This window comes from Novosphingobium panipatense (assembly GCF_900182875.1).
Taxonomy (GTDB): Bacteria; Pseudomonadota; Alphaproteobacteria; order Sphingomonadales; family Sphingomonadaceae; genus Novosphingobium; species Novosphingobium panipatense.
Map to the genome: position 1 here is coordinate 1 of NZ_FXUI01000030.1, position 10093 is coordinate 10093.

Genomic DNA, 10093 nt, shown 5'->3' on the forward strand with positions numbered 1-10093 from the left:
GTGATGCGGGTGGAATCGGTGCAGAACGCCAACGACATGGCGACCTGTGTGGCGAAGGGCATCTGCGGCGACGAGAAGCCGTACAAGGCGTTCCCCTGGTTCTGGTCGAACCAGTATGACCTGCGCCTGCAGACCGCCGGCATCAACATGGGCTTCGACCAGACTGTCGTCCGGGGCGACGTGAGCGCGCGCAGCTTCTCGGTGGTCTACCTCAGGGACGGCAAGGTGCTGGCGCTGGACTGCGTGAACATGGTCAAGGACTACGTTCAGGGCCGCAAGCTCGTCGAAGCGGGCGCGCGGCCTGACCTCGAGCGCCTGGCGGACGCGGCCACTCCGCTCAAGGAACTCGTCTGACCCGGGCCTCCCCATCGTCCGCTCACGGTGGGGAGGAGCGCAGACGACGGTCGTCAGTTCAGGCTGCCTGCGCCAGTGGTGCGGCTTCGCGCTGCTTCTGGCGCATCGCTGCATAGCTTGCAACGGCGGCGGATCCCAGCACGGCCAGCGCATCTTCCGCGAAGGCGACGGGCTTGTCCCTGCCGAAAGCCTCAGCCAACTTCATGCGGATACGGTAACTGACATAGCTGCCCACCAGAGCCCCAGCAGCGCCGACTCCGGCTGCAAACCACGCCTTGCCCGGCCGCGCCGCCGCCGCGCCTGAGAGGGCGCCGCTGAGCAGGCGGCCGGTCAGACCGGGCGGCGAGATTCGCGGGGGGACGCCGGGGCGCTTGTCGATCACGTATTCGCCGACGGCCGCCGCACTCATGAGCGCACCCGCCCAGGGGGAGGAGAGCAGGCGAAGTGGCGTCCCCTCAAGGCCTAGGCCGCTGCTTGCCGCAGCGATCGTCACCGCCGTGGGCGCGGTAAACGTCCGCTGCCCGCTGGTGAGGCCCAGAAGCAGCGGGACGGACACGTCGTCCAGCGTGGTGGAGGTCCGGGCCTCTCGCTCGGAGGGGCGCTCGCGAAGACGCTTGCGAATTGCCTCGGTGACGACGCCGAACACCACGTGAGAGATGTACCCGTAGAGGTGAGTCCGAAGCGTGTAGCGCCAGGGAGGACGGGCCAGACCGGTCAGCGGAACGGCAAGCTGGTCGACCAGAGTGGCGCAGGCGAGACCGAAGGCCATGCCTTTCCAGCGCGCCACGCCGGGACGGGCTTCTGCAAGGCTGCCATAAAGAGCGCCGGTCAGCGTGCCCACCACATAATGGACGGCGGTTCCAGCCGGCTTGCGGTCCGCGTCGTCCAGGCGGGCGCCCGAGATCAGCAGCGCAACGCGGTCGGCCGCTTGTTCGGTGGCGGGAGGACCTCCGGCGCTCGACGGACGAAGAAGCGGCGTGACCATGTACTGAAAGCCGTTCATGACCGCGGAAGCCGCAAATCCTGCCAGTGCACCAGCTGCAGCGCCTCTCTCCAGGTCCACCAGTACGTCCACCGTCTGTCGTTCGTGCTGCGCGTTTGCCGTCATCGGAGAATCCTTTGCTATCCAGCTTTTTTCAAGGAAGCAGATCGCCGCGGGAGGGTTCCCGTCCGGCTGACCGGCGGTTGCCAACCCGCGCCCTTATTCGGCAGAGCGCCTTTTCGCTGCGATCATCGACGCACGGTTGCAGCGCGCGCTCCGTCCGCCGCGAGCGAAGAGGAGCCTCCGAAGTAATGTGCCATTCCGCCGTTGCGGAGGCCGCGGATAGTGGCAAGCAGGACAAGCACCGCGGCGATCACGACTGCGGCGGCCACGATGCCTTCCCTCTGTCCGCCTGCTGCGAATATCGCGCCTAGGGCCCAGAGAAAAACGACTGCGAAAGGCGGGTTGCCCTGCGTACGCAACAAGGCCTGCGCGGCGATGATGCCGCCGGCGATCACGATGGCGCCTGCAATCACAGGTGCTGCGGGGCCGGCGTCCACGCCGTGAAAGCGCAGGGAGGCTGCTAGGTTCACGATGGTGGCGGTCGTCAACCACGAGGAGAGGGCGCACAGAGGGAGGACGATGCACCACCTGTCGCCCACCGTAAAGCCTTCGTCCCAAGCCGCCAGGCGAGCCAGGATGGCCAGCAGGTTGAGGAGAGTGAACACGATGATGATGGTGGAGACGAAGCTGAGCCCGTACAGTTGCACGTAGGCCGCCCATGCGGCGTTGCCTAGGAACGCGCCCGCCGCAGGCATCCGGATCTGCCTGAGCAGCCGGTTGTCGCGATTACTGGCAAGAAGCTGGTAAACGGCGAACACCAGCGAACCGGTGTAAAGCGCCCCCCAGATCGAGAAGGCCCAGCCCGCTGGCGTGATAAGCGTGCGCACTGCGTCGGACTGCGACCCGATGGGCTCGCCGAACCCCAGCCCGGGCAGGGCCGGCGTCACGATCTGGAGAAGTGCCGTCAGCAGCACGAGGAAGCGTGAGCCGGAGGGGCTGTGAGCTGTTGCGCCGGTCTTGTTCATGACGGCTGAACGGCGGGACTGTGGGTTTGTTTCCCTTAAGCAGAGAACGGCGAAGTCCAGTACATCTAACATCCCAAAGGCCCGGTCTGGCGAGGCCGACGCCTATCGTGGGCGCCTGAGTTGCATTCGTGCAGGTCACATCTCGTGGATCGGTGCTCCCCAAGGGGTTCAACTTCTCCGGCTCTGCGTAGTACCTCATGCCTTCGTTCAACTCGGACGCCACAGACAGTGTCTTGGCATGATCCGCGGAGACGCGTCCGGAACGGACGGGCCGGCTTCCGGAGCGGAACGTCTGATCCATGTTAGTGTCGGTGTCGGTGGCAGTGTGACATCCGGAGTAGTTGCATTGATCAGTTATGGCCAAACGCCCGCTCAAGGTCTTCAGAACTGCAATCGGCTTCCATGACGCCTATGTAGCCGCCACCAGCCGCAAGGCCGCTCTGGAAGCGTGGGGTGCGGACAAGGATCTGTTCTCAAGCGGGGCGGCGGAAGTCGTCACGGACGCTGGAGACGGCAAGGCGGCCCTGGCGCAGCCCGGTGTCGTCATCCGTGTTCCGCGCGGGACGGTCGCCCAACACATTGCAGCAGCGGGGAACAGTTCCTCACCATCCACACAGGAAAAGAGCGCCCTCAGGAAAAATGGCGCGGCATCCGCCACTGCGAGGACGCCGCGTCGCAAGCCGAGCCGAACTCGCCTGGACAGAGCAGAGGCAGCCTTGTCGCGGACGCGCGAAGAATTTGCGAGGCGGCTCGAAGAAGTCGAACGCAAAATCGAGGTGTTGCGCCGTGAGCGTGAGGCTCTTCGAAACCGTATGGAAGAAGAGGTGCAAACGATGGAGCAACGTCGGCGCAACGAAGAACGAGCCTACCAAGATGCCCTTACGGCATGGGAGGTGTAGCGCCGTATGAAATATGGATTCTTCCTGAATACCTTGTCCGCGACGCACATCTTGACGTACGATACCTTCGTTTCGTCGCTAAAGATACAGGCTGGAAACATAGATTAATATAGAAACGCGTGAAGCAGGTTACGCAAATAGTGCCCGGGGGGGCAACCGCGAGGATTTAGATGCGGACGGAACAGGATGCCCAGCGCATTTGTCAATTCAGGCGTCATGAACATCTCGCACACAAGGGTGAGGTGCAGGACAAGGTCTACAAGCTTCAGGAAGGCTGGGCGAGCCGTTACTGCGTTCTGCCTGACGGACGACGCCAGATCACAGCTTTGTTTTTGCCAGGCGACTACTGTGAGCCGCAATGGCTGCTCTCCGGCAAGTCCGACCTGCCGATCGTCGCCCTGACACCCGTCAAGGCGCAAACGGTGCCGCTGGCGGGGATCCACGCCAAGCCGGGGGACGGCGTGATGAAACTGCTTCGGGGCGTTCTGGAGGCCCACGATCGTCAGACATCCTGGATTGTGAGCCTAGGTCGCAAATCGGCAATCGAGCGCGTCACAGATCTGCTTGCCGAACTGTTCCAGCGCATGCGCTCGCACAAGCAGATCGTCGAGAACTGCTGCACGATGCCGCTTACTCAGCAGGACATCGCCGATGTTGTTGGGCTCACCCCTGTCCACGTGAACAGAGTGCTCGGCGACCTGCGCAGCCGCGGACTCGTGCGCTTCAGTGGCAAGACGCTGCACCTTCCGAAGCCAGAAGCGCTCGGCATTCCCTCCCTGTCGCAAGCCGAAGCGGCTCCCGGGCGTGATCCGGCCGCCGATCGCAGGATACTCGCCGCCTGAGGAGGTTGACGACGGAATGCACCGGCCTCCCGTGATCACGGCACCTGGGTTTCGGACCGATCAGGCGACGATACGTACGGGCACACCTTTGGCGCGTGCACGCAGTTTCGGCCCGAACACACCGTTCGGGCCGAAGATCATTGCGGCTTCGTTCAGGCGTCAGCGCCGACGTAGCGGGTGACCTCCTCCCGGAAGCGATTCGAGAGGAAGGTCTGGCGGTCCTCCGGCACCTCGGCCTGGAGCTCGGGGAACCAATCGCTCTCCTCCTGATACATGTGATGCGTTACCGCGCCGCGGATGTGCTCGAGCTTATCGAGGTAGTCCTGCGACATGGGGTCGATCTTCTCGAGCAGGGCCAACTGGACCTTGGTCATGGCTTGTTCCTCATAGGCCATGCTGGTGTGCGTCTTGTGCCCGGTGTCGGCCATTTCAGGGTAAAGCACCGCTTCCTCTGCGTTGGCATGTCCCGTCAGCAGAATGGCAAGACGCTTGGTTGCTTTCCGGCGCGCATCGGCGTCGGTCGCTTGATGCACCTGCGCGAACGCATTCTCGATCGCCTCGTGTTCATCGATCACCTGAGAGAACCATCCGCCGGTGATTGCCTTCTCGCGGGCGGCTCGGCGCGCCTCCATTCGTTTCTCATCGCTCTCGGGCGGCGTTATGGCTGCTATGGCGCGGTCCAGAAAAGACATAGGCGATCTCCTTGCATGGATGTGCCGGGCGCTCCGTTCGAGTGTCATGGAAGAGCGTTCCGTTTACCATGGTCGGAAGTGACAATGACGCCGCAGGTTCCGTCTGCGGATGCGGCGTTCACCTGGGTTAGCCTCTTACCTCGGCTCGTCCGCAGCGCACTCGCAGCGGTTGCGGCCTGCGCGTTTCGCGCGATAAAGCGCCTCGTCGGCACGCTTCATCCACGCCTCGACCGTGAGGATATCCGGCGTCAGCCCGGCGATGCCGAAGCTTGCCGTAACCCGCAGCGTTTCGCCACTTGGCAAGACGATTTCATGGCCGGCCAGAAGCTTTCGAAACCGCTCGACGGCCCTGAACCCGTCACTCTCCTCCGTATCGGGGAGTAGCAGCGCGAATTCCTCTCCTCCCAGCCTGCCGAGCACGTCCATGGTGCGCTTGGTGGCCAGCACGAGACTGGGGACCTCCGTCAGGACCGCGTCTCCGGCGGGGTGGCCATAGGTGTCGTTCACGTGCTTGAAGTGATCGAGATCGCCCAGCACCAGCGAGCAGGGGCGCCCGTGGCGCTTGTAACGCTGCATTTCGTGGCGAACCTGATCCCAGAAGGCGCGGCGGGTCAGGGCGCCCGTCATCGAATCCTGCTCGGCCATGCGCCGCAGGGCAAATTCATTTTCCACGATCCTGGCGAAATTCGCCAGCATCTCCATTTCTGCGTCCGTGAAGCGGCGGGGCTTTCTGTCCATGGCGCAAAGCGCGCCGACCGCGAAGCCATCGTGCGTGCGGAGGGGCACTCCGGCGTAGCTACGGATCCCCGGCTCCCCAGTGACCAGGCTGTTCGTGGAGAAGCGGGGATCCTCCAGCGCATCCGGCACGGAAAACGGCTCGTCCTTTGCGATGGTATGCGTGCAGAAGGAGACACTGCGGTCGGTTTCCGACGCGTTCAGCCCCTCCTGAGCCTTGAACCATTGCCGGTCCTTGTCGACGAGGGAGACGGCTGCCATCGGCACGTCGAGAACCGATCGAACAAGAGCGATGACATGTTCGAACGGCTCTTCAGGCGGGGTATCAAGGATATCGAGCCGGTACAGCGCTGCCAGCCGCTCGTTCTCATGCTCCGCAAGGGGAGGTTCAGTCATCCGCTGAGCCTTGCCGGAGCGAAAGCCTCACGTCCTCTGGAAACTGGACGGTAATCCACTCCGGAACACGGTGGGTTCCGCGATGCGCAGCCTGATACAAACGAATTATGAGCGAAGGTGCGTGTCATTGGTCCCTATTTATGATGCGGGATCGAGGGATCAATATGGAGCGGAACACTACGGCAACTTCGGCCCGATCGTGAGTGCGGCCGGTCGGGGCGATGCGACCGATGGAATAAGTACGGAACCCTCCTGCGGGACCGATGGTTGCTGAAGCAGGCTGAGACAACGCGGCTCGCGCGCTGCGTCTCTCAAACGTTCAACGCTGGAGACTACCCTATGGTTGACCAGAATCCGCCTTCGACCGCGGCCGCGAAGGGCAAAGAGCAAAAAGCCGACGAAAAGCTCAATCCCGGTCATGACACGGCGGGGACCGGAGGTGCCGGCGCGCGTCCCGTGACCCGCACACAATCTGAAGACGTGGCTTTCGCTGAGGCGAAGGTGCAGGCTGGCACGCAACGCGAGCCCGACCATGCACCGGAAAGCGATCAACCCGGCGGGACCTGACAGACAGCCCCCGAACCGAGTGTTCCACAGGCTCTTCGACCGTCCGCAAGCACCAGAACAGGCATACTCTCATGAACAATCCTGATGAACCCAGCACGAAGCGTAAACGCAGGGCCGGGGTCACCGTCGTGGCCATTGTGGTCGCGATCGTGGCTGTAATTTTTGTCGGATACAATATCTCGCACGTGAAGGAAAAGGCGGCTGAAGAGCAGTCGGATCGCCGCGACTATACCGGTCTGAACTGATTTTTCGCGGGGGAGGGTGTGGCGATGGAGAGCAGGGCAGCCGATGTCTGAAGCAGGGAAGCCGGAAGCTGGCGAGCGCTACGTCTATCATGATGGAGAGGTGGAACTTTCCGGCGAACTTTACCGCCCGATAGCTCCGAACGGCAGGGCCGCGTTGGTGGTCCATGAGGCGGATGGCATAGGCGGCAACGTGCGAAGGCACTGCCGCATGCTGGCGGACCTTGGATACCTTGCTTTCGCGGCCGACATGCACGGCAACGGGAGGGTGCTGGAAGGGGATGAGATGCAGGCCGCGCTGCAGCGCTTCCGATCCGATCCCGAACTCCTGCGCGGCCGGGTGCGCGCAGCGGTAGACGCTCTTGCGATCCTGCCCGGGGTTCAGGCCAGCAGCATCGTGGCACTGGGTTACTGCTTTGGCGGGTTTGCCGTTCTGGAACTGGCAAGGAGCGGCTATCCGGTCCGCGCAGTCGCCAGCTTCCATGGTCTTCTTTCAACAGCCCGGCCTGCAGAGCGCGGGAAGGTGGAGGCGAAAGTCGCCGTTTTCACAGGTGCCCTCGACCCGCTGGTGCCGCCGCAGGGCGTCGCGGCGTTCCAGGTGGAGATGATGGCTGCCGATGCCGACTGGCAAATGAGCGTCTACGGCAAGGCGCTGCACAGCTTTACAAATCGGGGCGTCGGGGATCCTGGAGACTCTCGCATGGCCTACCACCCCGAAGCGGCGCGGGCTTCATGGAACAGCATGCTGGCGGTCTTTGACGCTGCCTTCGAGCCGCCGACCTAGGCCCGGTCAGCGGCGCTGGCGCCGCAGCGGCATGGTCAGGCAGTGAATGCCGCCTCCGCAGGCGGTGAACTGCGAGATCTCGAGCTCTATCACTTCGAACCCCGCCTCCCGCGTGCGTTCGGCGGTGGCTTCCTGCCCTGAACCCATGAGGATCGTGCGTCCGTCGAGGGACAGGATGTTGCAGCCGAGCCGGCGGGAGTCCTTGTAGCTCACCGGGAGGACCTTGATCCCGAAAGAACTCACTGTCTTGAGGAAATCGTCGTCCAGCACCTCCACGCAGCCAAGGGCGTGGTGTGGGTCGAGCATGCAGAACATGGTGTCGAGGTGCAGGAAGTGGGGATCAAAGGCATGGACGAGTACGTCCCAGCCGTTCTCCCGGAAGGGCGATGCAAACGCGTCCGCCCCTTCCAGAGTGGTCCGTTCGCCGGACGTGCCGAGGATGAGCAGCCCTTTGCGTGCGATGCAGATGTCGCCGCCCTCGATCGTACCGGTAGTTACGCGCCGGGAGGTGGCGATGCCCCGCAGTGCAAGTGAGTCGACCAGATGATCTACCTCCCGCAGACAGTGAGGCATGGCGGGGTTCAGCCCCACCAGCCCCCATGGCGTCGACACCGCCGCGTCGCGGGTGAAGCACTGGTCGGGGCATTCAGGCTGTGGCGGAAGTGTATGGCAACGCACGCCGTAGGCGGCGAGGGTATCCCGAAGCACACCGTGCTGCCGCCTTGCTTCCGCTGCCGAGACATCGAAACCGTTCCTCAGGCTCTCACGAGTCACGGAGCAGCAAGGCACCGGCTCCAGTTGCGAAGGCTCACAGAGGAGAACATCCGTCAGCCGATCTGTCTCGCCGAACACGGAAGCGTGCAGCGAGGCAGGCTCCATGAGGCTGCTGCTTGTCGAGAAATCGAGCTTCATCACCGGGCTCTTTGTCAGAATGGGAAATTTCTGGTGAACGATCAGGCGTGAGGAGGCTTCTTCACAACCTGGCGGGCCCATTCTATTTCACCGGAATCTGGAGGGGTCTCCGTCTTCGGGCTTCCTGGCTGCAGGGTACGTTCCGCGCCTTCGCCCATGTCTTCATCTGGGGCGCTACCCTGGACGGCTCCGATGTCCGCCTCGACCTGCTCTGTGGTGTCGGCCCGTCCGCTGACGGCTTCATTGTTTTCGTCGACAGATTTCCTGCCGTTGTCCGTGTTTTCGTGCTCGGCCATTTTTCTCTCCTTGCCTCATCAACGGGAGGAGAGGGCCGGGGTTCCACCCGATCGAACCTGCTTTGCGGGGAAAACTGGCATTTGGTCTTCTGAAAGGACGGCACCTGCGCCAAGCGCCACCCCCGTCGGCGGGAGCGGCGCGCTGGCACTTCACGTCAAGGAAATACGCGGTTAGCCGAGGGCTGAACTGTCCAGTTCGCGGCGAATGGCTTCTTCCTTCGTAGCGTCGTTCACGTCCACCGAGACGGTAATCGCGCCTGTGAGCGCCGCGTCGCTTCTGCCTTCTTCCAGAGGCGCCGGTGCGTCGCCGCCGCTCGGCTTCTCACCGGCGGTGTTTTCGGCCGCCGCTGCCGCCACGAATATGTCGGTACGGTCGATACCGAATGCCTGCACGAGATGCTCCACCGCGCGTTCTGCATCCGCGCGCGTGGCAAACGTCTTTTCGATGGTGGTCGCCATTCTCAACTCCTCGTGATCAGGACGTGTAGCCGGCGGGGGAAGCGGCGGGCTTGAATGTGACCGGTCGAAGTCCTTCCAGATCCTCTGCGGGGATCGGGCTGTGTGGATCTGGCCGATAATGTGGATCGGCGCGCTGCGAGCCGTCGGGATGTTTGTCGGCCTGAAGGTCCGTCGGCGCATGTCCGATACCTGCAGCCTGCGTGCTGGATGTATCGGACGAGCTGCGATCCAGCAGCTTTTTGCCGACGACGTAGGCCAATCCGAGGAAAGCCAGTTTGCGTATCATCTTTTTTCCTTCCGGTTCGTTTACCCAGCGCTCGCGTCAGGAGCGCTTCTTCAGGGCGTCGGGCTTGTGCGCCGCCTTGGCCCCAGATTTGTCGCTCTTGACGATGTACTGCGGATCATCCGCTGAAGCTGTGACCTGATGCCCTTTTATGTGCGTGGCCGTAGTCTGCTTCTTCTGGACCGTGCCCTGGGTCTTACCCTGGCTGGTGTTCCATTCGACCTTGTCCCCGGCTTTGAATTCCTTGGTCATTGCCGTTCCCAGTCATCGTCGTGTTGCAGGTATGAACGACACAGCGCGTGCATCTGTTCCGCCGGACCTGCTTTCATGACCGCATGGGAGGGGCGAGTGTCGCCGCACATCGCTTGAAGAGGAGAGAAAGCATGTCGCATCGCCCGAAACCTCGGAACGCGTTTCCCGTCGCCGGCACTTCCTTCGGAACAGTCCCTATGCCTAATGGTACGTCCCTCATGACTGCCATCCGAGACGCTGGCCGAGTTTACTCCTTCGCTGGCCTCGAGACCAGCGGTCGCATTGACCTTGGCGGGTGTGCCGCGGGCGC

Annotated in this window: 15 protein-coding genes; 6 read left to right on the forward strand and 9 right to left on the reverse strand. The window is 63.0% G+C overall.

The window, feature by feature from the left end:
- Positions 1–354: oxidoreductase C-terminal domain-containing protein (locus tag QOL62_RS19100; RefSeq protein WP_283406046.1), on the forward strand; the 354-nt coding region annotated here is incomplete at its 5' end.
- Between the two features lie 58 nt (positions 355–412).
- Here QOL62_RS19100 and QOL62_RS19105 read toward each other — a convergent pair.
- Both QOL62_RS19105 and QOL62_RS19110 read right to left on the reverse strand, forming a co-directional pair.
- Positions 413–1462 (reverse strand): DUF1440 domain-containing protein, encoded by a 1050-nt coding sequence (locus tag QOL62_RS19105; protein WP_283407246.1) that lies wholly within the window; start codon positions 1460–1462, stop codon positions 413–415.
- Between the two features lie 122 nt (positions 1463–1584).
- Positions 1585–2424 carry a hypothetical protein gene (locus QOL62_RS19110; RefSeq protein ID WP_283407247.1) on the reverse strand — a complete coding sequence of 280 codons (840 nt, stop codon included), beginning with the start codon at positions 2422–2424 and terminating at the stop codon, positions 1585–1587.
- A gap of 356 nt (positions 2425–2780) precedes the next feature.
- On the opposite strand from QOL62_RS19110, the gene QOL62_RS19115 reads away from it, so the two are divergent.
- Positions 2781–3323, forward strand: a complete 543-nt coding sequence (locus QOL62_RS19115) for a hypothetical protein (RefSeq protein ID WP_283407248.1) — start codon at positions 2781–2783, stop codon at positions 3321–3323.
- Between the two features lie 170 nt (positions 3324–3493).
- Positions 3494–4165 carry a Crp/Fnr family transcriptional regulator gene (locus QOL62_RS19120; protein WP_103729498.1) on the forward strand — a complete coding sequence of 224 codons (672 nt, stop codon included), beginning with the start codon at positions 3494–3496 and terminating at the stop codon, positions 4163–4165.
- Between the two features lie 152 nt (positions 4166–4317).
- Here the strand turns inward: QOL62_RS19120 and QOL62_RS19125 are convergent, their stop codons facing one another.
- On the reverse strand, positions 4318–4797 hold the full coding sequence (locus QOL62_RS19125; protein ID WP_283407249.1) for a hemerythrin domain-containing protein: 480 nt from the start codon (positions 4795–4797) through the stop codon (positions 4318–4320).
- A gap of 195 nt (positions 4798–4992) precedes the next feature.
- Entirely contained in the window at positions 4993–5988 is a 996-nt protein-coding gene (locus QOL62_RS19130; RefSeq protein ID WP_283407250.1) for a sensor domain-containing diguanylate cyclase, read from the reverse strand.
- 339 nt (positions 5989–6327) lie between these two features.
- Between QOL62_RS19130 and QOL62_RS19135 the strand changes: the two genes are divergently transcribed.
- The 3 genes from QOL62_RS19135 (at position 6328) to QOL62_RS19145 (ending at position 7581) form a co-directional block, all read left to right on the forward strand.
- Entirely contained in the window at positions 6328–6555 is a 228-nt protein-coding gene (locus tag QOL62_RS19135; RefSeq protein ID WP_283407251.1) for a hypothetical protein, read from the forward strand.
- A gap of 71 nt (positions 6556–6626) precedes the next feature.
- The gene (locus QOL62_RS19140) at positions 6627–6800 is read left to right on the forward strand and encodes a hypothetical protein (protein WP_283407252.1); all 174 of its coding nucleotides are present in this window, start codon (positions 6627–6629) and stop codon (positions 6798–6800) included.
- Between the two features lie 43 nt (positions 6801–6843).
- A complete protein-coding gene (locus QOL62_RS19145; protein WP_283407253.1) occupies positions 6844–7581 on the forward strand; it encodes a dienelactone hydrolase family protein in 738 nt (245 codons plus the stop codon).
- Positions 7582–7587: 6 nt separating this feature from the next.
- Here QOL62_RS19145 and QOL62_RS19150 read toward each other — a convergent pair whose 3' ends face one another.
- The 5 genes from QOL62_RS19150 to QOL62_RS19170 all read right to left on the reverse strand — a co-directional run bounded on the left by QOL62_RS19150 (position 7588) and on the right by QOL62_RS19170 (position 9783).
- A complete protein-coding gene (locus QOL62_RS19150) occupies positions 7588–8493 on the reverse strand; it encodes a dimethylarginine dimethylaminohydrolase family protein (RefSeq protein WP_283407254.1) in 906 nt (301 codons plus the stop codon).
- 41 nt (positions 8494–8534) lie between these two features.
- Positions 8535–8789, reverse strand: coding sequence for a hypothetical protein (locus QOL62_RS19155; RefSeq protein WP_103729492.1), 255 nt, complete (start codon positions 8787–8789; stop codon positions 8535–8537).
- A gap of 171 nt (positions 8790–8960) precedes the next feature.
- Positions 8961–9248, reverse strand: coding sequence for a hypothetical protein (locus QOL62_RS19160; protein ID WP_283407255.1), 288 nt, complete (start codon positions 9246–9248; stop codon positions 8961–8963).
- A gap of 16 nt (positions 9249–9264) precedes the next feature.
- Positions 9265–9534 carry a hypothetical protein gene (locus QOL62_RS19165; protein WP_283407256.1) on the reverse strand — a complete coding sequence of 90 codons (270 nt, stop codon included), beginning with the start codon at positions 9532–9534 and terminating at the stop codon, positions 9265–9267.
- Positions 9535–9570: 36 nt separating this feature from the next.
- Positions 9571–9783 (reverse strand): hypervirulence associated TUDOR domain-containing protein, encoded by a 213-nt coding sequence (locus tag QOL62_RS19170; protein ID WP_283407257.1) that lies wholly within the window; start codon positions 9781–9783, stop codon positions 9571–9573.
- Positions 9784–10093 lie beyond the last annotated feature (310 nt).

Coding starts and splice junctions, on each gene's coding strand:
- QOL62_RS19120 (WP_103729498.1), top strand. CDS start 3,494: ATGCGGACGGAACAGGATGCCCAGCGCATTTGTCAATTCAGGCGTCAT.
- QOL62_RS19170 (WP_283407257.1), bottom strand. CDS start 9,783: ATGACCAAGGAATTCAAAGCCGGGGACAAGGTCGAATGGAACACCAGC.
- QOL62_RS19115 (WP_283407248.1), top strand. CDS start 2,781: ATGGCCAAACGCCCGCTCAAGGTCTTCAGAACTGCAATCGGCTTCCAT.
- QOL62_RS19165 (WP_283407256.1), bottom strand. CDS start 9,534: ATGATACGCAAACTGGCTTTCCTCGGATTGGCCTACGTCGTCGGCAAA.
- QOL62_RS19150 (WP_283407254.1), bottom strand. CDS start 8,493: ATGAAGCTCGATTTCTCGACAAGCAGCAGCCTCATGGAGCCTGCCTCG.
- QOL62_RS19130 (WP_283407250.1), bottom strand. CDS start 5,988: ATGACTGAACCTCCCCTTGCGGAGCATGAGAACGAGCGGCTGGCAGCG.
- QOL62_RS19160 (WP_283407255.1), bottom strand. CDS start 9,248: ATGGCGACCACCATCGAAAAGACGTTTGCCACGCGCGCGGATGCAGAA.
- QOL62_RS19105 (WP_283407246.1), bottom strand. CDS start 1,462: ATGACGGCAAACGCGCAGCACGAACGACAGACGGTGGACGTACTGGTG.
- QOL62_RS19145 (WP_283407253.1), top strand. CDS start 6,844: ATGTCTGAAGCAGGGAAGCCGGAAGCTGGCGAGCGCTACGTCTATCAT.
- QOL62_RS19110 (WP_283407247.1), bottom strand. CDS start 2,424: ATGAACAAGACCGGCGCAACAGCTCACAGCCCCTCCGGCTCACGCTTC.
- QOL62_RS19140 (WP_283407252.1), top strand. CDS start 6,627: ATGAACAATCCTGATGAACCCAGCACGAAGCGTAAACGCAGGGCCGGG.
- QOL62_RS19135 (WP_283407251.1), top strand. CDS start 6,328: ATGGTTGACCAGAATCCGCCTTCGACCGCGGCCGCGAAGGGCAAAGAG.
- QOL62_RS19155 (WP_103729492.1), bottom strand. CDS start 8,789: ATGGCCGAGCACGAAAACACGGACAACGGCAGGAAATCTGTCGACGAA.
- QOL62_RS19125 (WP_283407249.1), bottom strand. CDS start 4,797: ATGGAGGCGCGCCGAGCCGCCCGCGAGAAGGCAATCACCGGCGGATGG.